The 22,193-nt window shown below is 71.1% G+C and carries 24 protein-coding genes and 1 tRNA gene; 12 read left to right on the forward strand and 13 right to left on the reverse strand.

The features are described from left to right. Nucleotides 1–41 precede the first annotated feature (41 nt). Nucleotides 42–126 (reverse strand) — tRNA-Leu (locus GNT64_RS07665). Between the two features lie 85 nt (nt 127–211). Beyond that, a complete protein-coding gene (locus GNT64_RS07670) occupies nt 212–1,432 on the reverse strand; it encodes an FkbM family methyltransferase (RefSeq protein ID WP_156678995.1) in 1,221 nt (406 codons plus the stop codon). 202 nt (nt 1,433–1,634) lie between these two features. Between GNT64_RS07670 and GNT64_RS07675 the strand changes: the two genes are divergently transcribed. Beyond that, complete coding sequence (locus tag GNT64_RS07675) at nt 1,635–2,885, forward strand: hypothetical protein (protein WP_156678996.1); 1,251 nt, start codon at nt 1,635–1,637, stop codon at nt 2,883–2,885. A gap of 59 nt (nt 2,886–2,944) precedes the next feature. Continuing rightward, the gene (locus tag GNT64_RS07680) at nt 2,945–3,133 is read left to right on the forward strand and encodes a hypothetical protein (protein ID WP_156678997.1); all 189 of its coding nucleotides are present in this window, start codon (nt 2,945–2,947) and stop codon (nt 3,131–3,133) included. Nucleotides 3,134–3,140: 7 nt separating this feature from the next. Here GNT64_RS07680 and GNT64_RS07685 read toward each other — a convergent pair whose 3' ends face one another. From GNT64_RS07685 to gatC, 6 genes are all read right to left on the reverse strand, one after another. Continuing rightward, nucleotides 3,141–3,890, reverse strand: a complete 750-nt coding sequence (locus tag GNT64_RS07685; protein WP_231639364.1) for a hypothetical protein — start codon at nt 3,888–3,890, stop codon at nt 3,141–3,143. Beyond that, complete coding sequence (locus GNT64_RS07690; protein ID WP_156678999.1) at nt 3,887–4,438, reverse strand: hypothetical protein; 552 nt, start codon at nt 4,436–4,438, stop codon at nt 3,887–3,889. The genes GNT64_RS07685 and GNT64_RS07690 overlap by 4 nt, the downstream gene beginning before the upstream one ends. A 79-nt stretch (nt 4,439–4,517) precedes the next feature. Then, nucleotides 4,518–6,014: an Asp-tRNA(Asn)/Glu-tRNA(Gln) amidotransferase subunit GatB gene (gatB, locus tag GNT64_RS07695; protein ID WP_156679000.1), complete on the reverse strand. Its 1,497-nt coding sequence runs from the start codon at nt 6,012–6,014 to the stop codon at nt 4,518–4,520. Then, complete coding sequence (locus tag GNT64_RS07700) at nt 6,011–6,424, reverse strand: hypothetical protein (protein ID WP_231639366.1); 414 nt, start codon at nt 6,422–6,424, stop codon at nt 6,011–6,013. The genes gatB and GNT64_RS07700 overlap by 4 nt, the downstream gene beginning before the upstream one ends. Next, nucleotides 6,421–7,902, reverse strand: a complete 1,482-nt coding sequence (gatA, locus tag GNT64_RS07705) for an Asp-tRNA(Asn)/Glu-tRNA(Gln) amidotransferase subunit GatA (RefSeq protein ID WP_156679001.1) — start codon at nt 7,900–7,902, stop codon at nt 6,421–6,423. Before gatA ends, GNT64_RS07700 begins: the two co-directional genes overlap by 4 nt. After that, nucleotides 7,902–8,189 (reverse strand): Asp-tRNA(Asn)/Glu-tRNA(Gln) amidotransferase subunit GatC, encoded by a 288-nt coding sequence (gene gatC, locus GNT64_RS07710; protein ID WP_156679002.1) that lies wholly within the window; start codon nt 8,187–8,189, stop codon nt 7,902–7,904. The genes gatA and gatC overlap by 1 nt, the downstream gene beginning before the upstream one ends. Before the next feature lie 149 nt (nt 8,190–8,338). Here gatC and GNT64_RS07715 point away from each other — a divergent pair, with 149 nt between their 5' ends. The 3 genes from GNT64_RS07715 (at nt 8,339) to GNT64_RS07725 (ending at nt 10,369) form a co-directional block, all read left to right on the forward strand. Continuing rightward, nucleotides 8,339–9,445, forward strand: a complete 1,107-nt coding sequence (locus GNT64_RS07715) for a DUF3089 domain-containing protein (protein WP_156679003.1) — start codon at nt 8,339–8,341, stop codon at nt 9,443–9,445. Between the two features lie 5 nt (nt 9,446–9,450). After that, nucleotides 9,451–9,915: a Holliday junction resolvase RuvX gene (gene ruvX / locus GNT64_RS07720; protein ID WP_156681499.1), complete on the forward strand. Its 465-nt coding sequence runs from the start codon at nt 9,451–9,453 to the stop codon at nt 9,913–9,915. A gap of 70 nt (nt 9,916–9,985) precedes the next feature. Next, nucleotides 9,986–10,369, forward strand: coding sequence for a VOC family protein (locus GNT64_RS07725; protein ID WP_156679004.1), 384 nt, complete (start codon nt 9,986–9,988; stop codon nt 10,367–10,369). Nucleotides 10,370–10,385: 16 nt separating this feature from the next. On the opposite strand, the gene GNT64_RS07730 is transcribed toward GNT64_RS07725, so the two are convergent. Further along, nucleotides 10,386–10,631 (reverse strand): hypothetical protein, encoded by a 246-nt coding sequence (locus tag GNT64_RS07730; RefSeq protein ID WP_156679005.1) that lies wholly within the window; start codon nt 10,629–10,631, stop codon nt 10,386–10,388. A gap of 177 nt (nt 10,632–10,808) precedes the next feature. On the opposite strand from GNT64_RS07730, the gene GNT64_RS07735 reads away from it, so the two are divergent. Both GNT64_RS07735 and GNT64_RS07740 read left to right on the forward strand, forming a co-directional pair. Next, nucleotides 10,809–11,759 (forward strand): aspartate carbamoyltransferase catalytic subunit, encoded by a 951-nt coding sequence (locus GNT64_RS07735; RefSeq protein WP_156679006.1) that lies wholly within the window; start codon nt 10,809–10,811, stop codon nt 11,757–11,759. Further along, nucleotides 11,756–12,982 (forward strand): dihydroorotase, encoded by a 1,227-nt coding sequence (locus GNT64_RS07740; RefSeq protein WP_156679007.1) that lies wholly within the window; start codon nt 11,756–11,758, stop codon nt 12,980–12,982. Before GNT64_RS07735 ends, GNT64_RS07740 begins: the two co-directional genes overlap by 4 nt. Before the next feature lie 30 nt (nt 12,983–13,012). Here the strand turns inward: GNT64_RS07740 and GNT64_RS07745 are convergent, their stop codons facing one another. From GNT64_RS07745 to GNT64_RS07755, 3 genes are read right to left on the reverse strand one after another with little or no spacing between them, the layout of a single operon-like run. Continuing rightward, on the reverse strand, nt 13,013–14,368 hold the full coding sequence (locus GNT64_RS07745) for a tetratricopeptide repeat protein (protein ID WP_156679008.1): 1,356 nt from the start codon (nt 14,366–14,368) through the stop codon (nt 13,013–13,015). Then, nucleotides 14,365–14,703 (reverse strand): hypothetical protein, encoded by a 339-nt coding sequence (locus tag GNT64_RS07750; RefSeq protein WP_422396635.1) that lies wholly within the window; start codon nt 14,701–14,703, stop codon nt 14,365–14,367. Before GNT64_RS07750 ends, GNT64_RS07745 begins: the two co-directional genes overlap by 4 nt. Nucleotides 14,704–14,705: 2 nt before the next feature. Continuing rightward, complete coding sequence (locus GNT64_RS07755; protein WP_156679010.1) at nt 14,706–15,392, reverse strand: ParA family protein; 687 nt, start codon at nt 15,390–15,392, stop codon at nt 14,706–14,708. Between the two features lie 178 nt (nt 15,393–15,570). On the opposite strand from GNT64_RS07755, the gene GNT64_RS07760 reads away from it, so the two are divergent. Beyond that, the gene (locus tag GNT64_RS07760) at nt 15,571–16,680 is read left to right on the forward strand and encodes an SPOR domain-containing protein (protein ID WP_156679011.1); all 1,110 of its coding nucleotides are present in this window, start codon (nt 15,571–15,573) and stop codon (nt 16,678–16,680) included. A gap of 7 nt (nt 16,681–16,687) precedes the next feature. Here the strand turns inward: GNT64_RS07760 and serB are convergent, their stop codons facing one another. Next, nucleotides 16,688–17,581 (reverse strand): phosphoserine phosphatase SerB, encoded by an 894-nt coding sequence (gene serB / locus GNT64_RS07765; protein ID WP_156679012.1) that lies wholly within the window; start codon nt 17,579–17,581, stop codon nt 16,688–16,690. Between serB and miaA the strand changes: the two genes are divergently transcribed. From miaA to ilvC, 4 genes are all read left to right on the forward strand, one after another. Further along, on the forward strand, nt 17,574–18,524 hold the full coding sequence (gene miaA / locus GNT64_RS07770) for a tRNA (adenosine(37)-N6)-dimethylallyltransferase MiaA (protein ID WP_156679013.1): 951 nt from the start codon (nt 17,574–17,576) through the stop codon (nt 18,522–18,524). The two genes, serB and miaA, sit on opposite strands and share 8 nt — an antisense overlap. A gap of 179 nt (nt 18,525–18,703) precedes the next feature. Next, nucleotides 18,704–20,458: an acetolactate synthase 3 large subunit gene (locus GNT64_RS07775; RefSeq protein WP_156679014.1), complete on the forward strand. Its 1,755-nt coding sequence runs from the start codon at nt 18,704–18,706 to the stop codon at nt 20,456–20,458. Next, nucleotides 20,458–20,973, forward strand: coding sequence for an acetolactate synthase small subunit (gene ilvN / locus GNT64_RS07780; protein ID WP_156679015.1), 516 nt, complete (start codon nt 20,458–20,460; stop codon nt 20,971–20,973). Before GNT64_RS07775 ends, ilvN begins: the two co-directional genes overlap by 1 nt. A 177-nt stretch (nt 20,974–21,150) precedes the next feature. After that, nucleotides 21,151–22,170: a ketol-acid reductoisomerase gene (gene ilvC, locus GNT64_RS07785; RefSeq protein ID WP_156679016.1), complete on the forward strand. Its 1,020-nt coding sequence runs from the start codon at nt 21,151–21,153 to the stop codon at nt 22,168–22,170. The last annotated feature ends 23 nt before the right edge of the window (nt 22,171–22,193 follow it).

The following is a 22,193-nucleotide window of genomic DNA, read 5'->3' on the forward strand; positions in this document are numbered from 1 at the left end:
CCTCGAATCTCTCAAGGCAGCTCCGCGCGGAGCGGCGGAGCTGGTGCGGGCGAAGGGACTCGAACCCCCACATCTTGCGATACCAGAACCTAAATCTGGCGCGTCTACCAGTTCCGCCACGCCCGCAGGGCCGCCGGTCGGCGGGGTCTATAGCAGGAGGAACCCCCAGCACAAGCGGCAGCGCCGCCCGCCGGCATTTACCCGGTCGCGGTCAGGCGTCCGCCACCCGCACCGCGTAGAAGAAGCCGTTGCCCACGCGCGGCGAGCGATCGAACACCATGAAGCCGGCCCGCTCCAGCGGCGCGATCAGGTCACGCTGGCTCTTATTCTCGTAGAGCACGTGCCATTCGACCATGAAGGCGGCGAACTGGCCCAGCAGGCCGTGCCGCTCCAGCGTCTCGAAGATGGCGAATTCGGATCCCTCGCAATCCACCTTCGCCACCACGCGCACGCCCCTCTCCCGCGCCGCCGCCAGGATCGGGCCGAGCACCTCGGCCGCGTCGCGCAGAGTGACGTGGATCGGGATGCCCTGCTGCGCCGCCACGGTGGACATCGCCCCCGAGTCGGCATCCTGGGCGACGAGGATGGTGTCGTCGTAATTGCGGTCCGACAGGCCGTAGTTCCACGCCTGGATCTTGGCCGCGCAGGCGGGGTTCAGCGTCAGATTGTCGCTCGCCCGCTCGAACGTGCTGCGGAACGGCTCGAACGAATGGACTTCGACCACCCCCGGCTTCGCCGCGAACAGCAGCGAGGAGAGGCCGATGTTCATGCCCACGTCGATCATGCTGATCGGCCCGTCGAGCGAGAAATCATAGACCCGCTCGTGCAACACCTCGCCCACGAAGTTCAGGTCGTCCAGCTGGCGCGCGTAGAAGGAGACGCCGCCCGTCGTCAGCACCACCGCCTCGCGATGGATGCGCACGCCCACGCCATTTTCGTAGAGCCCGCGCAGCGTCGCCTTGTGCGCGGCGAAGAAGGGCACCGTCTCCGCCGCCTCGTCTTCCGGAAAGGCGGTGGAGGCGAGCAGCTCGAGCGCGGCGGCGGCCTCCTCGATCGCCACCACCGGGCGATGGTCGTCGAGGATCAGGGTGGCGCGGCCGCTCACCCAGATGCGGTATTCGACGCGCGCCACCGCATCCATCCTGAAGCGCACCGCAAAAGATGTGCGCCCGTGCCGCAGCTGCGATGCGTAGACTTCCTTGCGAGCGAGCACGCGGTTGCCAGAATCGGTCGTGACGTCAAGCACCGCGCAGCGCTGATCGCGCAGGCCCGATACGACGTCGATCATCTCTATATTGAACTGGACGGCGTACTCGCCCGGCTGATGCTGCTCGTAAGGCCCGTAAACGGCGTGGCCGGACTTGCCCTTGCTTGTCAGAATGGAGGAGCGGCCATCCTTGTCTTGAGGCGTACCGAGCTCAAGGTTAAGCATTTGAAAGCGCACTCCGGAAAGAGCGGCCAGATAGGGCTCGGCCCCTGTCATGGTCAAGTCGTTCGGCCCGTTGCTTGACTTGGCCGGGGCCGAGGCATAGTCAACCGCCTCGCCGCTGCCCGGCTCCGGCGCGACGATCGCGGTCGCATCAGCCGCATGGTCGCACCACCGCATGGTCGCACCAACCGAAGAGTGATCCCGAGTGGCCGACGACACCATCACCCACCAGCCGGCCACCCCCGGCGAAATGGCGCTCGATCCCTATGAGTTCCAGCCGGGCGTCGCCAGCAAGATCCAGGGACTGGGCGGCACGGAGAGCGGGCACAATCCCGACTACGCCTTCCACACGCGCTATATCGAGGTGGCGGAGGGCGTGGTGCACTTCACCGCGCGCTTCGCCGGGCTGCGGGCCAGCTACGGCACCCTGCTGCTGCGCGTCCACCGCTTCAGCCAGAAGGAGGGATCGGAACTCGTCCTCGCCAACATGGTCTCGGTGGAGCTCGACCGGCTGGCGCATAATGGCGGCAGCGTCTCGATCCGGTTCGAGGGTTTTCAGGATGTGTTCTACGCCTTCTACGGCGGCGTGATCGGCGATACCGACGCCACCGCGCGGGATCTGACGATCAGCGTCAGCCGCCCGGTCGATCCATCGCGCAAGCGGTCCGTGGCGGTGGAGGCGCGCAACACCAGCTTCGGCAACGAGGCGATGCGTCCGGCCGCCTACCTCACCTCCATGGCGCAGGCCAATCTCAACCCGCCGCTCAGCCAGATCGCCACCGCCGCCCAGCTGCGCGAGCCGACCGGCGTGGAGTGGGTGGCGCGGCTCGGCATCGCCGATCGCGATCCCTGCGCGCAGTGGGAACATGCCTATGTCGCGCAGGCGATCTCCGCCTACGGCATGCTCCAGCCGGGCGCCCACGCGCTCGCGCTGCGGCAGGCGTCGCCCGAGCTCCTCGCCCTGCTCGCCGGCTCCGGCCTCACCGTAACCGACACCTCCCACGCGGCGGAGGAGCGCGACGGCGAGGCTGCGGCACCCGACGGCCGCCGCGCCGATCTGTGCGACGCCGACACGTTCGCGGCCAACGTGACGGCGCGGCCATCCTCCTTTACCGATCTCTCGCCGGAACTCGTGAACTTCGACCTGCTCTGGTCGACGGCGCCGGCGGAGGAGACGGAGGCGCCGGCGGCGGTCGCGCAGGCCATCCAGCAGGTGATGGGCTGCCTGCGCCCTGGCGGCCTGGCCGTCCACACCGTCGCTTATGATCCGACCGGCGCCGATCCGCGCTGCTTCGATCGGCAGCGCTTCGATCAGCTGATGCTCGGCCTCATCGCCGGCGGGCACGAGGTCGCCCAGATCCGCCTCGTGCGGGAGGATGCGCTCGCCTGCGATCCCGCCGGCGGCGCGCAGACCCGCGTCGGCGTGATCGCGCGCCGCGCCCGTCTCGCCGCCTGATCCCGGACCCCTCAGCCGCGCGGCGCGTTCAACCCGCCCGACAGATGAGGAGACCGCACATGGCCAGCACCCCCGATCCGCACCCGGACAGCGCGCCCGCCGGCCCGTCCGAGGCACCCGACCAGATCAGCCCCGTGCAGGAGCCCGGCCGCGAGAGCGTCGAGGATCCGTCGCCGATGGAGGATCCGGGCACGCCCGGTGGCACGGGCGGCACCGGCGGCACCACGCACGAGAATGACACGCCCTGAGGCGGCGCTACCCCGCCGGGGCGGGCGCGGTCGGCACCGCCGGCGGCTCGCCTGCGGGCAGATCCGGCGTTGGCGACGGCTCGGCCGCTCCGAGCTCCTCCACTCCGGGGACTCGGTAGGCCGTCATCTCCTGCGCGACGCAGCCGTAGGTCGCGCCGTTGCGCAATGCGGCGGGCCTGAAGCCGGTGAGCAGCGCTGGCTGGCCGGCCACCGCCTTGCGCGCGTCTTCCGGGTGGGACGAGTAGGCCATCGCCGATGCGCGCGTCCCATCGACCAGCTTCACCCCGATATAAGGCGTCACATCGCCGAAATAGACGGTCTCGCCCGCCGCCACCGAGAAGGTCGGCGCGCCCAGGCACATCGTATTCGTCACCAGCCCCACCATGCCGGGGCTCGCCCCGAACAGCACGTAATCGCCGGGCGAAACGATCAGCACCGCGTGATCGACCGCCAGCTTCCTGTCCCCGCTGCGCGCCATGACCCAGTAGGTCGTGGTGTCGCCGCGCTTCTTGGCGTCGCGCGGCTGGAACACAACCTCGCGTTTGGCGAGATCGTAGCGGGAGAAGGCGACCGAGCCCGCCTTGCCCATGCTCATCCGGTCGGGACGGCGAAAGCCGACGACGATCGCCCCCTGCCCCGGCGCGAGTTGCACCGGCACCGCCAGATCGACGCGCTTCTCCGCGCGAAGCTGCGCGGCCGCCGGCGCGCCTGCGATGACGAGCGCGGCCAGTGCCGGAAGGCGGAAAAGGCGCATCACTGGTCGCTCTCCGGCGCCAGCCGCGGTGCCGCGAAATCATTGTGCCACAGGCTCACCGTCTTGCCGGGCAGATCGGCGGCGCCGACGATGCCGGCGAAGTAACGCTCACGCTCCGCGTCGCTCAACGCCGCCAGACGGGCGCTCTCCGCGTCGTCCACCTCCACCAGCCGCCAGCCGCGCACCATCAGGCACGCCCGCCGGTTGGTCCGCCGCATGTGACCCTCGACGATCGCCTGACCGATCAGGGCGCCGAACCCGCCGGCGGCGGAGGCCGCGACCGGCGAGATGAGGTTCGGATTGTAGACCGTCGTATAGCTGCCGGTGGGCGTCCGCGTGCCGCGCGCGATCAGGCGACACGCCTGCCAGGCCGCCTCATAGTCCGCCCGCGATGCGCCGGGCCGATTGTAGAAGCGGCTCTCCTTCAGGTCGCGCGCCGCATCCCTGGCGATCTCATCCGGGCTGTCGGCGTTGGCTGCCGCGCTGCCGGGCGCGGCGCCGGCGGCAGCCGGCTGCGCGGCGGCCAGCGCCGCCGCCAGGATCATGTGCATATCGCCCCTCCCCGTTCTCAAGCCCGCGATATCGCTGGGTAATCGGTAGAGCAAGGGGCAGAACGGCAGATCGGCGGGTTCAGCCGAGCGCCTTCTTCAGCAGTTCGTTGATGGCGGCCGGGTTGCCCTTGCCGGCCATCGCCTTCATCGTCTGGCCGACGAAGAAGCCGAACAATTTGTCCTTGCCGCCGCGATATTCGGCGACCTTGTCGGCATTCCTCGCCATCACCTCGGCGATCACCGCCTCGATCGCGCCGGTGTCGCTCGTCTGGCGCAGGCCCCGCTCGTCGACGATGCGGCCGGGCGCCTCGCCCGTCTCCAGCATGATCTCGAACACCTGCTTGGCAAGCGTGCCGGAAAGCGTGCCGTCCGCCACCAGCGCCAGCAGGGCCGCGCCATTCTCCGGCGCCACGGGCGAGTCGTCGATCGTGCGGCCCAGCCGGTTCAGCGCGCCGAACAGGTCCGAGATCAGCCAGTTGGACGCCGTGCGCGCCAGCTCCCCCTCGCTCCTGCCGCTGGCGGCCACGGATGCGGCGAGCAGCGCTTCGAACCAGCGCGCCGTCTCGACGTCGGCGGTCAGCACGGCGGCGTTGTAGGCCGGCAACCCCAGCGGCCCCTCGTAGCGGGCGCGCTTGGCGTCAGGCAGTTCGGGCAGGCTCGCCGCGCAGTCGCTGAGAAAGGCGTCGTCCAGTTCCAGCGGCAGCAGGTCGGGATCGGGGAAGTAGCGGTAATCGTGCGCATCCTCCTTCGATCGCATCGATCGCGTCTCGGTACGGTCGGGATCGAACAGGCGCGTCTCCTGCACGATCCTGCCGCCGCCCTCGATCACGTCGACCTGGCGGTTCGCCTCATGCTCGATCGCGGCCATGACGAAGCGCACGGAATTGACGTTCTTCGTCTCCGTCCGCGTGCCGAACGGCTCGCCGGGCCGGCGGACGGAGACGTTCACGTCCGCCCGCATGGATCCCTCCTCCATGTTGCCGTCGCACGATCCCACGTAGCGCAGGATCGATCGCAGCTTGCGCAGATAGGCCCCCGCCTCTGCCGGCGATCGCATGTCCGGCCGGCTGACGATCTCCATCAGCGCCACGCCCGATCGGTTGAGATCGACGTAGGAGCGCGTGGGATGCTGATCGTGCATCAGCTTGCCGGCATCCTGCTCCACATGCAGGCGCTCGATGCCGATCGTCTTCGGTTCGGCGATGCCGGCCTTCTCGTCCGCTTCCACCATCAGCGAACCTTCACCGACAAGCGGATGATAGAGCTGGGAAATCTGGTAACCCTGCGGCAGATCGGCGTAGAAGTAGTTCTTGCGATCGAAGCGGGATACGCGGTTGATCTCCGCCCCCAGCGCCATGCCGGTGCGCACCGCCTGGCGGATGCACTCGCCGTTCGGCACCGGCAGCATGCCCGGCATCGCCGCGTCGATCAGGCTGACGTTCGCGTTCGGCTCCGCGCCGAACTTCGTCGACGCGCCGGAGAACAGCTTGGCGTTGGAGGTGATCTGGGCATGCACCTCCAGCCCGATCACCACCTCCCACTCGCCCGTGGCGCCCTGGATGCGATATGCGCTCATGTCGTCGTCCGATGATGGATGTAGAGGAACAGGGTGAGGATCAGGTGACTGCCGACCAGCGCCGTCACCCAGCAGCCGCAGAGGATGCGCAGCACCACCACCTCGAAGCCGAGCGTGCGCCCCAGTCCGTGCGCCAGCACGGCGCCGATGGCGCCGACCGTCAGCATCACCCCGGCGAAGCGATATTCGCCGCGCATCATCAGCGCGTTGCCCAGGCACAGGCCGATGATGAACAGCGTCAGCGAGAGGAAGAACTGCGCCAGCGCGTGATGATCGAACTGGCGATTGTCGATCTCCGCCAGCGAGTTGCCGATATAGGCGGACAGGATCGCGCCGAAGGAGACGTTCAGCGCGTTCTGCGCCTCGGTGAGGACGTGGGTGGTGCGCCGGCGGAAGCCGATGCGGTTCACCACCAGCGATCCGCCCGCGCGGTGAAGCCCGCGCGCTGCTCGATCGCCAGGCCCGCGTCCAGCACGCCCTGCTCGTCCAGCGGCCGGCCGATGATCTGCAGGCCGAGCGGCAGTCCCTCGGCCGAGAGCCCGCCCGGCACCGACATCGCCGGCAGCCCGGCCAGGCTCGCCGGCACGGTGAACACGTCGTTCAGGTACATCGCCAGCGGATCGGCGCTCTTCTCGCCCAGCGCAAAGGCGGCGGAGGGCGCCGTCGGCGTCAGCAGCAGGTCGCACTGCTCGAACGCGCGGGTGAAGTCGCGGGCGATCAGCGCGCGCACCTTCTGCGCCTTGGTGTAATAGGCGTCGTAGAAGCCGGCCGAGAGCACGTAGGTGCCGATCAGGATGCGCCGCTTCACCTCCGGCCCGAAGCCGGCGGCGCGGGTGGCGGCATACATGTCCTGCAGGTTCGCGCCGTCCGGCAGGTCGCGCAGGCCGTAGCGCACGCCGTCGTAGCGGGCGAGGTTGGACGAGGCCTCGGCCGGCGCGATGATGTAATAGGCCGGCAGCGCGTGCGCGGTGTGCGGCAGCGAGACGTCGACGATCTCGGCACCGGCGTCGCGCGCGAAGGCGATGCCCTGCTGCCACAGCGCCTCGATCTCGGCGGGCATCCCTTCGACCCGGTATTCCTTGGGAATACCGATGCGCTTCCCCGTGAGATCACCCGAAAGACTGGCCTCCCACGCGGGCACGGCCACATCGAGCGACGTGGCGTCCTTCGGGTCGAAGCCGGCCATCTGTTCCAGCAGGATCGCGCAGTCGCGCACGTCCCGCGCCATCGGCCCGGCCTGGTCGAGCGAGGAGGCGAAGGCGACCACGCCGAAGCGCGAGCAGCGCCCGTAGGTGGGCTTGATGCCGCTGATGCCGGTGAAGGCGGCCGGCTGGCGGATCGACCCGCCGGTGTCCGTGCCGGTCGCCCCCGGCACCATCCGCGCCGCGACCGCCGCTGACGAACCGCCCGACGATCCGCCCGGCGCCAGCGCCGCGTTGCCGCCGTCGCTGCGCCGCCACGGGCTCAGCACGGTGCCGAAGGCGCTCGTCTCGTTGGACGAGCCCATGGCGAACTGATCCATGTTCAGCTTGCCGAGCATCCCGGCGCCGGCGCCGAACAGCCTGGCGGTGATCGTCGATTCGTAGGTCGGCACGAAGCCTTCCAGGATGTGGCTGGCCGCCGTCGTCTGATAGCCGGCCGTGCAGAACAGATCCTTGATGCCCAGCGGCACGCCGGAGAGCGGCCGGAACTCGCCGGTCGCGCGCGCCCGATCCGCCTCCTCCGCCGCCGCGATCGCGTGATCGGGCGTCTCGATCAGAAAGGCGTTCAGCGGCTTGCCCGCCGCCACCGCCGCGATGAAGGCGTCGGCCGCCTCGCGCGCGGAGAAGTCGCCGGCGCGGAAGCCGTCGCGCAGCGCGGCGACGCCGAGGTCGGTCAGGTCCGCCATCACTCGATCACCTTCGGCACGGCGAAGAAGCCGTGCTCCGCCTGCGGCGCGTTCCTCAGCACCTCGTCGCGACGGTCGCCGTCCGTCACCACGTCGTCGCGCAGCCGCAGCGTGTTCGGGATCACCGCGGCGAGCGGCGCCACCCCGTCGGTGTCGACCGCCTGCAACTGCTCCACCCAGCCCAGGATGTTGTTGAGTTCGGGCACCATCGCCTCGGCCTCCGCATCGGTGACGGCGATGCGCGCGAGGCTGGCGATCTTGCGGACGGTGGGGAGATCGACGGACATGGCCGCGCGGCTAGCACCCGCACCCGCTTGCTTCAAGCGGCGCGGCGTCTCCGGCGGCACCGCCATGCGTTGCGGGCGGGCGGCGAAGCAGGCTAGGCACGTGCCGCAGCCGCTCCCGTGCGGTTCGCAGCGATCCGCACGAGGACATATTGGCGCGCAAGTTTCTCTACATCGTCGCGGCCCTGATCGCGCTCGTGCTGGTCGCGGCGATCGGCTGGAACCTGTTTCAGGACAGGATCATGCGCGCCGTCTTCGTGCCCTCCACCCCGTTCGTGCCGCTGCCGGATGCGGGCGCCCCCGATTATGCGCGCCCTGCCGCCTGGCTCGCTCGCCCCGATCTGCCGAAGGATCCCTCGCGCTGGCTGCCGCCCGGCATGGCCCCCGCCCGCGATCCGCGCATCGCCATCTTCTACGTACCGCCCACCGCCTTCACCCGCCGCACCAGCTGGAACGCGCCGCTGGACGACCGGGAGACGAACGACCGCCTCGCCTTGTTCGCCTCCAGCCAGGCGAGCGCGTTCAACGGCGTGGGCGCGATCTGGGCGCCGCGCTATCGCCAGGCCGGCATCGGCGCCTTCCTCGCCAGCGGTGCCGATGCCGCCGCCGCGCTGGACTTTGCCTATCGCGACGTGGCGCGCGCGTTCGAGGCGTTCCTCCGCCAGATCCCGGCGGATCGGCCGATCATGCTCGTCGGCCACAGCCAGGGCTCGCTGCACCTGATGCGGCTGATCCACCAGCAGGTCGCCGGCCGGCCGATCGCACGGCGGATCGTGGCGGCCTATCTCGTCGGCTGGCCGATCTCGGTCACGGCGGACCTGCCGGCGCTCGGCCTGCCCGCCTGCGCCACGCCGGCTCAGGCGAACTGCATCCTCTCGTGGCAGAGCTTCGCCGAACCGGCCGATCCGCACCAGGTGACGGACGTGTACGACGCCACGATCGGCCTAACCGGCCATCCGCGGCGCGGCACCGCCATGCTGTGCACCAACCCGCTTACGGGCACGCCGGGCGCCGCCGCCCCGGCTGGCGCCAACCGCGGCGCGCTGGTGCCCAAGGCGGGCCTTGCCGACGCGGACATCGTGCCCGGCCGCGTGCCGGCGCGGTGCGGCCCGCGCGGCATCCTGCTGATCGGCCCGCCGCCGGAGGGCTACGGCGCCTATGTGCTGCCGGGCAACAACTACCACGTGTTCGATTACGCGCTGTTCTGGGCCAGCATCCGCGCCGATGCGCAGGCCCGCGCCGCTACCTTCCTGCGCTGATGCCGATGCCGCTGCTGCCCGCCGCCGGCGATTTTCGCGATCGCTTTCCGCAGGGCGGCCGGCTCGCCGGGCTCGACGTCGGCACGAAGACGATCGGCGTGGCGCTGTGCGACGCGATGTGGACGATCGCGACGCCGGCCGAGACGATCCGCCGCGCCAAGTTCGCCGTCGATCTGGCGCTGCTGCGCACGCTGGTCGCGCGTCAGTCGGTGAAGGGGCTCGTCGTCGGCCTGCCGCTCAGCATGGACGGCAGCGATTCGCCGCGTACCCAGTCCGTCCGCGCCTTCGTCCGCAACCTTGATCCGCTCGGCCTGCCGGTCCTGCTGTGGGACGAGCGCTGGTCCACCGCCGCCGTCACCCGCACCCTGCTGGCGGCGGACGCCTCGCGCGCCCGCCGCGCCGAACTGGTCGACAAGATGGCCGCCGCCTACATCCTGCAGGGCGCCATCGACGCGATGACGATGGGGTGAGCGCATCCGGCCGGCCTGTACCCTCACCGGACGCGATGATACGCTGCCGCCGCTGTCGGGGAGACGTGCGATGCCGGTGCTGGGGATAGGTGGCCTGTTCTTCCGCGCGCGCGATCCGGAAGGGCTGTCGGCCTGGTATCGCACGCATCTGGGCGTCGGCGGCGGCTGCGCGGCGGAGGGTGCCGGCCCGCCGAGCGAGTGGCACTGGACGACCCTGGGCGGCCCGGTGGTGTTCGCCCCCTTCGCCGCCGACAGCGACTATTTCGCCGCCGACAAGGCGTTCATGCTCAACCTGCGGGTCGCCGGCCTCGATGCGCTGCTCGGCAGCCTGCGCGCGGCCGGCATCGCCGTCGTGACCAGGGCGGAGTGGGACGACCCGCAGATCGGCTGCTTCGCCCGCATCCACGATCCGGAAGGCAATGCCATCGAGTTGTGGGAGCCGCCGGCCGCATGAGCCGGCGGCGAAGGCATCAGCGCCCCGGCTGCGGCACGCCGGCAGGCTGGGTCGGCGCGGCGCCGGTCGGCGACGGCGTGGGCGCATTGCCCCCGGCATAGGACATCGCCGCCGCCACGCCGCTGGCCGGCCGGATGTGGAACCAGTTGACCCTTTCCAGGGCGATCAGGAAGAACAGCACGCCGAGACCGAAGGAGAACAGCAGAAGCGAGGACAACAGGCGTTCCTTGCTCATCCTGTTGCGGCCGTCCGAGAAGTTCATGATCCCTTATCTCCTTGATGTGCGACGACGATGATGTAGGTCGGCCACCCTTTCCGTCGTACGTATCCCGCGTAAGGTTTTCTTGCTGCGGCGCACAAGGGCGGCTCGCCGCCACCGGCGCGCGCCGCGCCGGCCAGCTTGAGCTTCGCGGCCGGCCGCGATACAGCCCTCGCCTCGATGCACTCCCCCTTTCCCCACCGCGATCTCACCGGGATCTTCGGCCTCCAGCCGTGGGAGATCACCTATCTGCTCGACGAGGCGGAGCAGTGGATCGCGCTGAATCGCGGCCGATCGAAGCATGACGGGCGGCTGGCCGGCCTCACCGTGATCACCGCCTTCTTCGAGAACAGCACCCGCACGCTGCTCAGCTTCGAGATCGCCGGCAAGCGGCTGGGGGCGGACGTGGTCAACATGGGCGTCGGCCAGTCCAGCGTGAAGAAGGGCGAGACGCTGATCGACACCGCCGTCACGCTGAACGCCATGCGCGCGGACGTGATCGTCATCCGCCACGAGGCGTCAGGCGCGGTGCAGCTGATCGCCGACAAGGTCGATTGCCCGGTGCTCAACGCCGGCGATGGCCGCCACGAACACCCCACCCAGGCGCTGCTCGACGCGCTCACCATCCGCCGCCGCAAGGGCCGCATAGAGGGGATGCGCGTGGCGATCTGCGGCGATGTGCTGCACAGCCGCGTCGCCCGCTCTAACATCATGGCGCTGACCGCGCTCGGCGCCGAGGTGCGGGTGATCGCGCCGCCCACGCTGATGCCCGCCGCGATCGAGCGGATGGGCGTGACCCCCTTCACCGATTTCGATGCGGGGCTGGAGGGCTGCGACGTCGTGATGATGCTGCGCCTGCAGCGGGAGCGGATGAGCGGCGGCTTCGTGCCCTCCCCGCGCGAATATCACGCGCTCTACGGCCTCACGCCGGAACGGCTGGAGCGGGCCGCGCCCGATGCGCTGGTGATGCATCCCGGCCCGATGAACCGGGGGGTGGAGATCACCAGCAGCGTCGCCGATCACCCGACCCGCTCGGCCATCACCGAGCAGGTGGAGATGGGCGTCGCCGTGCGCATGGCCTGCCTGGACGTGCTGACGCGCCGGCAGCGCGGCGTGGAGGGCTGGGCATGACGCCGCTCGCCATCCTGAACGGCCGCCTCGTCGATCCGGCGGCGGGCACCGTCACGCCCGGCGGGCTGCTGGTGCGGGATCGCCACATCGCCGCCTCCGGCACGATCGACCTGCCCGAGGATGCCGACCGGATCGACGCACGGGGCGCGCTGATCGCGCCGGGCATCGTCGATCTCGGCAGCTTCGCGATCGATCTGCCGGCCTTCGTCGCCGGCGGCATCACCCGCGCCGCGCTGATGCCGGATCAGTCGCTGCCGCTGGACGAGGCGGCGCTGGTGCAGCGCGCCGCCGCCGCCGGCAAGCCGGACGTCTGGATCCACCCGATCGCCGCCGCCACCCGCGACCTCGCCGGGCTGGAACTCGCCGAGATCGGGCTGATGAAGGCGGCCGGCGCCTGCGCGATCGCCACCGGCCGCCGCTGGATCGCCGATTCCGGCGTCATGCACCGCCTGCTCGCCTACGCCTCCGCGCTAGACATGCTCGTGATCGCCCATGCCGAGGATGGCGCTCTGGCCGCCGGCGCGGTGGCGACGGCGGGGGAGACGGCGACCCGCCTGGGCCTTGCCGCGGCACCCGCCACGGCCGAGGCGATGGCGGTCGCCCGCGATCTGCTGCTCGCCGAGGAGACCGGCGCCCGCCTCCACTTCCGCCAGCTCACCACCGCCCGCGCGTTCGATCTCGTCCGCGCGGCCAAGCGGCGCGGCGTACCCGTCACCTGCGGCATCAGCCCGGCGCACCTGCTGCTCTCCGATATCGCGATCGGCGCCTTCCGCACCTTCGCCCGCCTCTCGCCGCCGCTGCGCGACGAGGCGGACCGGCGCGCCGCGATCGAGGCGGTGCGGGACGGGACGGTCGACGTGATCTGCTCGGCCCACGATCCGCAGGGGCCGGAGGCGAAGCGCCTGCCCTATCAGGATGCCGAGCCCGGCATGTCCGGCGCCGAGACCCTGCTGGCTCTTGCCCTCACCCTGGTGCGGGACGAGGTGATCGGCCTGCCGCGGCTGTTCGCCCTGCTCTCGGCCAATCCGGCGCGGCTGCTCGGCATTCCCGGCGGCAGTATCGCGCCGGGCGCGGAGGCGGACCTGATCCTCGTGGACGAGGGCGCGCCGTGGCGCATCGATACCGATCGTCTGGTCGGCGCGGCGGGCAACACGCCGTTCGACGGCCTGCCCGTGCAGGGCAAGGTCCGCCGCACGATCAAGGGCGGCCGCGCGCTGGGCTGAGCGGCGCCTCCGCGATCCGCCGGGCCGGGCTTAGCGCGAGGCCAGCCGGATGCCCGGTTTCACCCACTGCGCCATCGCGTCGCCGGCGTTCACCCGCACGAAGCACTCGCCCCTGGCGGCGCGGATCTGCTGGCAGAGCGCCACGGCGGCGCCCCGCGTCTCGAAGCCGGCGAGCGAGAGGCGGTGCACCGCGCCGAACTTCGCCTGATAGGGGGTGAGGCCGGCCACGCGATTGAGCCGGCGCGCGGTGCTTCGCCACGCACTCTCCACCGTGGCGGCATTGGCGAACGCGCCGAGCTGGACGACGTAGCGGCCGGTGGCGCTCTGGCGCACGGGTGCCGGCACCTTGCGGGCGATCAGCAGGCGGCCGGGCTTGGCCGGCGCGGCGATCAGCGGCGGCGGGGTCGTCGCGGCCGCTTCCACCAGATAGGGTGCGGGCGCCGCATCCGGCACGGCGACGGGCGCCACGGCGGCGGCCGGCGAAGGCGCCTGCGGCTCGACCTGCGCGATCTCGGCCGCGGCCGGCTCGGCGGGAGCGGCCGGCTCGGCGGCGGCGGTCGCCATCACCGGCGCCGGCGCCTCGGCGGGCAGCGGCGCGGGATCGGCGGCGGCAGTCGCCTCGGGCACGGCCGGCGTCGCCTCCGGGGCCAGGGCGAGGGCGGCCGGCATGCCGCCATCCTCGATCGGGGTGACGTGCATCAGCGCCGCGATCTGGTCCCACGCGTCCCTCGGCTGGCTCAGATGCGCCCACTCGGTCATGCGCGCCTTCACCATCGCCGGCGGCAGATCCTGCGCGGCGATCGAGGCGGACTCCGCCCAGCGGCCGGACAGGGCGTAGCCGAGCGCCAGGTTCTGGCGCGCCTTGGCGTCCGCCCCGGTCGCGCGCGCGGCGGCTTCCAGCGCCTGCACGCCGCCATCCTTGTCGCCGGCCAGCGCCAGGGCCAGGCCGCGATCGCTCTCGCCCACCTTGCCCTTGGCGGAGGCCAGCAGCGCGCGCGCATCGTCCCACTTGCCCAGCGCGATGCGTGCCAGGGCGAGGCTCAGCTCCGCCTGGCCGTCGCCGGGCGTCAGCGCCAGGGCGTCGGCGAAAGCGGTCTCGGCCGACTTGAAGCGGCCGGAGGCGATATAGGCGCGGCCGAGCAGCAGGCGATTGCCCGCCTCGCGCGGCGCGAGCGCCACCGCATCCTCGGCGAACTTAACCGCCGCCACCGCATCCTTGCGCGCCAGCGCCTCGCCGGCGCGATCGGCCAGCTTCGCAGCCTCCCGGTCGGCCCGGGGCGCGACGGACGAGAGCGAGGCCGGGTGCGAGGCCGGCTTGCAGCCCACCGCCACGGTGCCCAGCAGCGCCGCCGATGCGGCGAACTTGATTACCACAGCCCTGTTCATCGTTCCGTCCCTCGTCCTCGCGCGGCCTCGCCGCCGTCCGCCATCGCCCGTTCCATGTGGCCGTCGATGCCGCTCATCGTCGTCAGATGCGCATCCAGCGCCTCGCCCAAAATGGCCTGGGCCGATCGCCCGTCCAGCGCGCAGGCGATCCGCAGCCGCATATGCCGCAGCGGATCCAGCCGAAGCGTCACCGCCGCCCGCCGTCCGGCGGCGAGCATGATCGCGGCATCCACCGCATCGACGTTGCCGGCGGCATTGTCGTTGTCCGGGCGCATGGCCGGGCGCGCCTCGCCCTTGCGGGCGAGCAGCCGGGGCGCGCCCTGCCCCTCGTCCATCGTCACAGCCCGCGCCGGCCGAAGCCGCCGGCCGCCACGCGCGGCACGGCGAACACGGTGCGGCGGAAATTCTTCTCCAGCCGGCCGGACACATAGTTCCACAGCTCGTCCATCTCGCGCGCGGCGCGCTCGCCCGGCCTGTTCTCGATCACGGTGAGGCCGGCCAGCATGGCATCGGCGAGATCGGGATTCTGGTGGATCGCGAGCGGGGCGACCGGCCCGTGCTGCGCCAGCGACATCGTCGCCTCCAGCGAGACGGGCGTGTCGGCGGCGGCGCCGTTGACCACGAACAGCAGCGGCTTGCCGGCGCGGGCGCACAGATCCACCGTGCCGCCGGCGGCGCGCAGCTCGTCGCCATGGGGCCGGGTGGGCACCACCACCAGCTCGGCCAGCGCGATCACGCTGGCGACGGGGGTGGAGACCAGCGGCGGCGTATCGATGATCGCCAGGCGGAAGCCCTGCACGCGCAGCATCTCGATATCGGCGGCCAGCCGCTCCACCGTCGTCTGGGCGAAGGCCGGCGTCTCCTCGGCGCGGACGTTCCACCAAGTCGCCAGCGTGCCGTGCGGATCGATGTCGATCAGCACCACCGGCCCGGCACCGGCGCGCTCCGCCTGCACCGCCAGGTGTCCGGCAAGGATGGTCTTGCCGGATCCGCCTTTCTGCGATGCCAGTGCCAATACCCGCATGTGCCCCCGATCCCCCTTTGCGTTGCCCACATGCACCGGGCCCGGCTAAGAAGTGGTTAACCGCCGGTTGCGCGAGTGGCGGCGGCCGGCGCCCGCGCGCGGGATCCGTTAAGGCGGCGGTAGGGACGTTCGGCTACACCGCCGGCATGGGACGCAGCGGGCGCACTGGGGGGCATGGATGACATCGCGGTACGGCATCTTCGCGGTCACGGGTCTGTTGGCGGCGCTGCTCGCGCCGGCGGTGGCGGCACCCGCGCAGCGCCGGCCGGACGCGCCGGCCAAGGGCGCGGACGGCGACGCGGTGACGGCGGGGGCCGATGCGTGGGATGGCGGCAACTATGCCCGGGCGCTTGCCATCTGGCGGCCTCTGGCGGTGGCGGGCAACCGCAACGCGCAATATAATCTGGCGCAGGCCTACCGCCTGGGCCGCGGCGTGACGCGCGACGAGAAGGTCGCGCAGGACTGGTATTACAAGGCCGCGCTCCAGAACCATACCGAGGCGCTGGCGAATTACGGCCTGCTCCTGTTTCAGAACGGCAACCGCAAGGGCGCGCTGCCGTGGCTGCAGAAGGCGGCCGATCGCGGCGATCCGCGGGCGCAATATGTGATCGGCACCGCTTTGTTCAACGGCGATCTCGCGCCGAAGGACTGGGTGCGCGCCTACGCGCTGATGACGCGCGCCGCGTCCGCCGGCCTGCCGCCGGCGGTGAAGAGCCTGTCGGAGATGGACCTCTACGTACCGCTCGCCCAGCGCACCCAGGGCACCGCCCTCGCCCGCGATCTGGAGCGGAGCGCGGCGCTGGCGAACGCTGCGGAGGACGATGCCGGCCAGCTCGTCCGCGCGAACCCGCCCCGGCCCGCGCCCGCCGCCGTCACCCCGCCGGCAGTCGCCCAGGCCACGCCCGCACCCGCGCCGAAGCGCCAGAGCTACGCCGCCGCCACGCCGCCGCCCGCGCCGGCGCCGGCACCGAAAGCCGCACCGAAGCCGGCGCCCGCGCCGAAGCCGGCCGCCGCACCGACACCCGCGCCCAAGCCGATCGCGGCGGGCGGAGGAGGAGGCGGCTGGCGCGTGCAGGTGGGCGCCTATTCCGATCCTGCGGCCGCCGGCAAGGCGTGGGACGGGATCGTCCGCAAGGTGCCGGGCCTCGGCCTGCGCTCCTATCTGGTGAAGGCGGGCGCGATCACGCGGCTGCAGGCCGGCCCGATCGCCAGCCGCGCCGATGCGGGCAAGGCGTGCGCGAAGATCGCGGCGACCGGCGCGGCCTGCTTCCCGGTCGCGGCGCCGTAAGCGGGGCTCAGCCCTCCACCCAGTCGCGCCGCGCATGGCCCTGCGCGTAGAGCAGCGCGCTGAGATCGCCATGGTCGATGCGCGCCGCCGCCGCCGCCGCCGTCCGCGGCTTGGCGTGGTAGGCGACGCCCAGGCCGGCCGCCTCGATCATCGGAATGTCGTTGGCACCGTCGCCGATCGCCATCGTCGCGGCCAGCGGCAGGCCCAGCGCCGCCGCCTCGGCCACCAGCGTCTCGCGCTTGGTGGCGGCGCCGACGATCGGGCGGGCGACGGTGCCCGCCAGCCGCCCGTCCGCCATCTCCAGCACGTTGGACAGCGCGCGATCGAAGCCGATCTCCGCCGCCACGCGATCGGCGAACACGGTGAACCCGCCCGAGACGAGCACGCAGCGCGCGCCATGCGCCCGCATCGTGGCGATCAGCGGCTTCGCGCCGGCCATGATGCGCACCCGGTCGGCGTGGCAGCGATCGATCACCGCCGCGTCCAGATCGCGCAGCAGCGCCACGCGCGCATCCAGCGCCGCCTCGAAATCCAGCTCGCCGCGCATCGCCGCCTCGGTCACGGCGGCGACCTCCGCCTTGATGCCGGCATAGTCGGCCAGTTCGTCGATGCACTCGATCGTGATCATCGTCGAATCCATGTCGGCCACCAGCAGGCGCTTCACCCGGCCCTGCACCGGCTGTACGATCACGTCGGCGCCGCCGATCAGCCCCTCCAGCGCAGCGCGGCCCTCCGCCCGCTCGCCGGCGAAGCCCAGGTCGAACGCGTGGCCGGCCTCGATCCAGCGGGAGACGCCGGGCGCGCAGCCGGCGGCGGCCAGGGCGTCGCGGCAGGCGGAAACGTCGCCGTCCGCCAGAGTGCCCGCGCGTGCCGCGCCTGCTATCACCGTCGCGATGAGCACCGATCACTCCCCACCATTGCCGCCGCTGGCGCTCATTGCAGGGCCGACCGCCAGCGGCAAGTCGGCATTGGCGCTGCGGCTGGCCGCCATCGCCGACGGTACGATCATCAACGCCGATGCGAGCCAGGTCTATGCCGATCTCCGCATCCTCTCCGCCCGACCCTCGCCTGCGGAGGAGGCACGCGCGCCGCACCGCCTGTTCGGCCACCTCGATGGGGCGCGCGCCTGCTCGGCGGCGGATTGGGCGGCGGCGGCGCGGGGGGCGATAGCGGAGGCGCACGGCGCCGGCCGCCTGCCGATCCTGGTCGGCGGCACCGGCCTCTACATCCGCACCCTGCTCGATGGCATCGCGCCCGTGCCGGACATCGATCCGCAGGTGCGCGCCACCGTGCGGGCGATGCCGGTGGCGGACGCGCATGCCGCCCTGGCGCGCGAGGATCCGCCCGCCGCCGCCCGGCTCCACCCGTCGGACACCACGCGGGTGGCGCGCGCGCTGGAGGTGGTGCGCGCGACCGGCCGGCCGCTCGCCGCCTGGCAGGGCGATCGCAGCGGCGGCATCGCCGGCGGCGTGCGGCTGGCGCCGCTGCTGCTGCTGCCGCCGCGCGAGTGGCTCTACGCGCGCTGCGACGCACGCTTCGCGGCGATGCTGGCGGAGGGCGGCGTCGCCGAGGTGAAGGCGCTGCTCGCCCGCGGCCTCGATCCCGCTCTGCCGGTGATGCGGGCGATCGGCGTGGCCGAGATCGCCGACTGGCTCGCCGGCCGGATCGACCGGGCGACGATGCTGGCGCGCGCGGCGCAGGCGACGCGGCGCTACGCCAAGCGGCAATATACGTGGTTCGCCAACCAGCCCCCGCGCGACTGGCGGATCGACGAACGGCAATTAGATGATGCCGGTACTGCCCATCTCGCAACATTATTGCGATCGGAGGCGTTGACAGCTTAGTTTATTCGCCGTAGCAGCCCGGCACGGCCCGCAGGCATGCTCCGCGTCGCCGCCCGCCATGCCTCGCGTGGCGCCTCCGCCGCACTTTTGGGTGGCAGGATGCCGGTGATCGCCGGCAGGGCGGTTTCGTCGCGGCGCACATTGCTCTACGGGCCGGGCAGGCAAGGAAGGCGAAGACGATGGGTATCGAGCGTTCGGGTGCGGACATCCTGATCGAGGCGCTGACGGATCTCGGCGTCGAGGTGGTGTTCGGCTATCCCGGCGGCGCGGTGCTGCCGATCTACGATGCGATCTTCCACCAGAAGCGCATCCGCCACATCCTGGTGCGGCAGGAAGGCGGCGCCGTACACGCGGCGGAAGGCTATGCCCGCGCCACCGGCAAGCCGGGCGTCGTCCTCGTCACGTCCGGCCCGGGCGCGACCAACGCCGTCACCGGCATCGTCGATGCGCTGATGGATTCGATCCCGCTCGTCGTCATCACCGGCCAGGTGCCCACCGCGCTGATCGGCACCGATGCCTTTCAGGAATGCGACACGATCGGCATCACCCGCCACTGCACCAAGCATAATTATCTGGTGAAGGATCCGGCGAAGCTCGGCGACATCGTGCACGAGGCGTTCCACATCGCCACCTCCGGCCGGCCCGGCCCGGTGGTGATCGATCTGCCCAAGGACGTGCAGGTCGCCACCGCCACCTATCGCAAGCCGGGCACGGCCTCGCTGCCGCACAAGGGCTATCGCCCGCAGGTGAAGGCGGAGCCGACGCTGATCGAGGCGGCGGTCGAGATGATCGCCGCGGCGGAGCGGCCGATCCTCTACACCGGCGGCGGCATCATCAACTCCGGCCCGGCGGCCAGCCAGCTGTTGCGCGAGCTGCAGAAGCTCACCGGCGCGCCCGTCACCTCCACCCTAATGGGCCTCGGCGCCTATCCCGCCACCGGCGACGCGTGGCTGGGCATGCTCGGCATGCACGGCACCTACGAGGCGAACATGGCGATGCACGGCTGCGACCTGATGGTCTGCCTGGGCGCCCGCTTCGACGATCGCGTCACCGGCCGGCTGGACTCCTTCTCGCCGCATTCGAAGAAGATCCACGTCGATATCGATCGCGCGTCGCACAACAAGACGGTGCGGGTCGATCTGCCGATCGTCGGCGATGTCGGCCGCGCGATGGAGGACATGATCCGACTCTGGCGCGCGCGCCAGCACCGCAAGCAGGATCTCACCGCCTGGTGGGCGCAGATCGACGGGTGGCGCGCGAAGAAGTCGCTGGCCTATCCGCCGTCCACCGCCGAGATCATGCCGCAGGAGGCGATCCGCCGGCTCTACGAGGCGACGAAGGCGCGCAAGCCGATCATCACCACGGAGGTGGGCCAGCACCAGATGTGGGCGGCGCAGCACTTCCACTTCGATGCGCCTAACAAGTGGCTTACCTCCGGCGGGCTCGGCACCATGGGCTACGGCCTGCCGGCGGCGATCGGCGCCCAGCTCGGCAATCCGAACGCGCTCGTCATCGACATCGCCGGCGAGGCCTCGATCCAGATGAACATCCAGGAGCTGGCGACCGCCACGCAGTATCGCCTGCCGGTGAAGATCTTCATCCTGAACAACGAGTATATGGGCATGGTCCGCCAGTGGCAGGATCTCACCTATGCCGGCCGCCATTCGGAGAGCTACAGCGACTCGCTGCCCGATTTCGTGAAGCTGGCCGAGGCCTATGGCTGGACCGGGCTGCGCATCGAGACGCCCGATCAGCTGGACGACGGCATCGCCGCGATGCTGGCGGCGAACGGCCCGGTGATGGTCGACTGCCGCGTGACGAAGATGGCCAACTGCTTCCCGATGATCCCCAGCGGCGCCGCGCATACGGAGATGATCCTGCAGGCCAACGAGGTGTCCGGCGAGATGGACGACGAAGCGAAGGCGCTGGTCTGATGCGCATCAAGCAACAGAAGGCCGAGCGGCACACGCTCTCCGTCCTCGTCGACAACGAGTCGGGCATCCTCGCGCGGATCGCCGGCCTGTTCTCGGCCCGCGGCTACAATATCGAGAGCCTGACGGTGGCCGACATCACCGAGGACGAGGCGATCAGCCGCATCACGATCGTGACGAGCGGCCCCAGCGACGTGATCGACCAGATCATCGCCCAGCTCGACCGGCTGGTGTCCGTCCACAAGGTGACGGACCTGACCGAGCTTGGCCCGCACGTGGAGCGCGAGCTGGCGCTGGTGAAGGTGAAGGGCGTCGGCGATCACCGCATCGAGGCGCTGCGGCTGGCCGAGGTGTATCGTGCCCGCGTGCTGGATGCGACCACCTCCAGCTTCGTGTTCGAGGTGACGGGCGGCTCCGACAAGATCGACAAGTTCCTCGAGCTGATGCGCGAGGTGGGCCTGATCGAGGTCGCCCGCACCGGCGTCGCCGCCATCGCGCGGGGGCGGGAGGCGGCCTGAACTCAACCCCTCTCCCGCTTGCGGGAGAGGGAGGGGCCCGCGCCGCAGGCGTGGGAGGGTGAGGGCTGGTCCTTCACCGACGGTGGACCACCCTCACCAACTCCGACTAGGGCGTTGCACGCCCAAGTCTTCGTATCCTCTTCCTGAGGGAGAGGGAAAGACAGCGAAGGGAATGACATGCGCGTTTACTACGACCGGGATGCCGACATCGGGCTCATCAAGGGCAAGAAGGTCGCGATCGTGGGCTATGGCAGCCAGGGCCATGCCCACGCGCAGAACCTGCGCGATTCGGGTGTGAGCGAGGTCGCTATCGCGCTGCGTCCCGGTTCCGCCACCGCGAAGAAGGCGGAGGAAGCCGGCTTCAAGGTGCTGTCCAACGCCGACGCCGCCGCGTGGGCCGATATCGTGATGATCCTGGCGCCGGACGAGCATCAGGCCGCCATCTACAATGACGATCTGGCCGCCAATCTGCGCCCCGGCGCGGCCGTCGCCTTCGCCCACGGCCTCAACGTGCATTTCGGCCTGATCGAGCCGCGCGCGGACATCGACGTGTTCATGATCGCGCCGAAGGGGCCGGGTCACACCGTCCGCTCCGAATATCAGCGCGGTGGCGGCGTGCCCTGCCTGATCGCGATCGCCCAGGATGCCAGCGGCAACGCCCACGACGTCGCCCTCTCCTACGCCTCGGCGATCGGCGGCGGCCGTTCCGGCGTGATCGAGACGACCTTCAAGGAGGAGTGCGAGACCGATCTGTTCGGCGAGCAGGCCGTGCTGTGCGGCGGCGTCACCCACCTGATCCAGGCGGGCTTCGAGACGCTGGTCGAGGCGGGCTACTCGCCCGAGATGGCCTATTTCGAGTGCCTGCACGAGACCAAGCTGATCGTCGATCTGCTCTATGAGGGCGGCATCGCCAACATGCGCTACTCGATCAGCAACACCGCCGAATATGGCGACATCATCACCGGCCCGCGCATCATCACCGACGAGACCAAGGCGGAGATGAAGCGCGTGCTGGCGGACATCCAGTCCGGCCGCTTCGTCAAGAACTTCGTGCTGGACAACCGCGCCGGCCAGCCGGAGCTGAAGGCCGCCCGCAAGGCCGCCGCCGCCCACCCGATCGAGCAGGTCGGCGAGAAGCTGCGGGCGATGATGCCGTGGATCGCCAAGAACAAGCTGGTCGACAAGGCGAAGAACTGACGGGCGAGCAACCGATGCCCGCC

The organism is Sphingomonas profundi, from assembly GCF_009739515.1.
Lineage (GTDB): Bacteria > Pseudomonadota > Alphaproteobacteria > Sphingomonadales > Sphingomonadaceae > Alterirhizorhabdus > Alterirhizorhabdus profundi.

What these genes read in the sequence shown, in the direction of transcription:
- GNT64_RS07670 (WP_156678995.1), bottom strand. Translation starts at nt 1,432, where the DNA reads ATGCTTAACCTTGAGCTCGGTACGCCTCAAGACAAGGATGGCCGCTCC.
- GNT64_RS07680 (WP_156678997.1), top strand. Translation starts at nt 2,945, where the DNA reads ATGGCCAGCACCCCCGATCCGCACCCGGACAGCGCGCCCGCCGGCCCG.
- GNT64_RS07690 (WP_156678999.1), bottom strand. Translation starts at nt 4,438, where the DNA reads ATGCACATGATCCTGGCGGCGGCGCTGGCCGCCGCGCAGCCGGCTGCC.
- gatB (WP_156679000.1), bottom strand. Translation starts at nt 6,014, where the DNA reads ATGAGCGCATATCGCATCCAGGGCGCCACGGGCGAGTGGGAGGTGGTG.
- gatA (WP_156679001.1), bottom strand. Translation starts at nt 7,902, where the DNA reads ATGGCGGACCTGACCGACCTCGGCGTCGCCGCGCTGCGCGACGGCTTC.
- gatC (WP_156679002.1), bottom strand. Translation starts at nt 8,189, where the DNA reads ATGTCCGTCGATCTCCCCACCGTCCGCAAGATCGCCAGCCTCGCGCGC.
- ruvX (WP_156681499.1), top strand. Translation starts at nt 9,451, where the DNA reads ATGCCGCTGCTGCCCGCCGCCGGCGATTTTCGCGATCGCTTTCCGCAG.
- GNT64_RS07725 (WP_156679004.1), top strand. Translation starts at nt 9,986, where the DNA reads ATGCCGGTGCTGGGGATAGGTGGCCTGTTCTTCCGCGCGCGCGATCCG.
- GNT64_RS07730 (WP_156679005.1), bottom strand. Translation starts at nt 10,631, where the DNA reads ATGAACTTCTCGGACGGCCGCAACAGGATGAGCAAGGAACGCCTGTTG.
- GNT64_RS07735 (WP_156679006.1), top strand. Translation starts at nt 10,809, where the DNA reads ATGCACTCCCCCTTTCCCCACCGCGATCTCACCGGGATCTTCGGCCTC.
- GNT64_RS07740 (WP_156679007.1), top strand. Translation starts at nt 11,756, where the DNA reads ATGACGCCGCTCGCCATCCTGAACGGCCGCCTCGTCGATCCGGCGGCG.
- GNT64_RS07745 (WP_156679008.1), bottom strand. Translation starts at nt 14,368, where the DNA reads ATGAACAGGGCTGTGGTAATCAAGTTCGCCGCATCGGCGGCGCTGCTG.
- GNT64_RS07750 (WP_422396635.1), bottom strand. Translation starts at nt 14,703, where the DNA reads ATGGACGAGGGGCAGGGCGCGCCCCGGCTGCTCGCCCGCAAGGGCGAG.
- GNT64_RS07755 (WP_156679010.1), bottom strand. Translation starts at nt 15,392, where the DNA reads ATGCGGGTATTGGCACTGGCATCGCAGAAAGGCGGATCCGGCAAGACC.
- GNT64_RS07760 (WP_156679011.1), top strand. Translation starts at nt 15,571, where the DNA reads ATGACATCGCGGTACGGCATCTTCGCGGTCACGGGTCTGTTGGCGGCG.
- miaA (WP_156679013.1), top strand. Translation starts at nt 17,574, where the DNA reads ATGAGCACCGATCACTCCCCACCATTGCCGCCGCTGGCGCTCATTGCA.
- GNT64_RS07775 (WP_156679014.1), top strand. Translation starts at nt 18,704, where the DNA reads ATGGGTATCGAGCGTTCGGGTGCGGACATCCTGATCGAGGCGCTGACG.
- ilvN (WP_156679015.1), top strand. Translation starts at nt 20,458, where the DNA reads ATGCGCATCAAGCAACAGAAGGCCGAGCGGCACACGCTCTCCGTCCTC.
- ilvC (WP_156679016.1), top strand. Translation starts at nt 21,151, where the DNA reads ATGCGCGTTTACTACGACCGGGATGCCGACATCGGGCTCATCAAGGGC.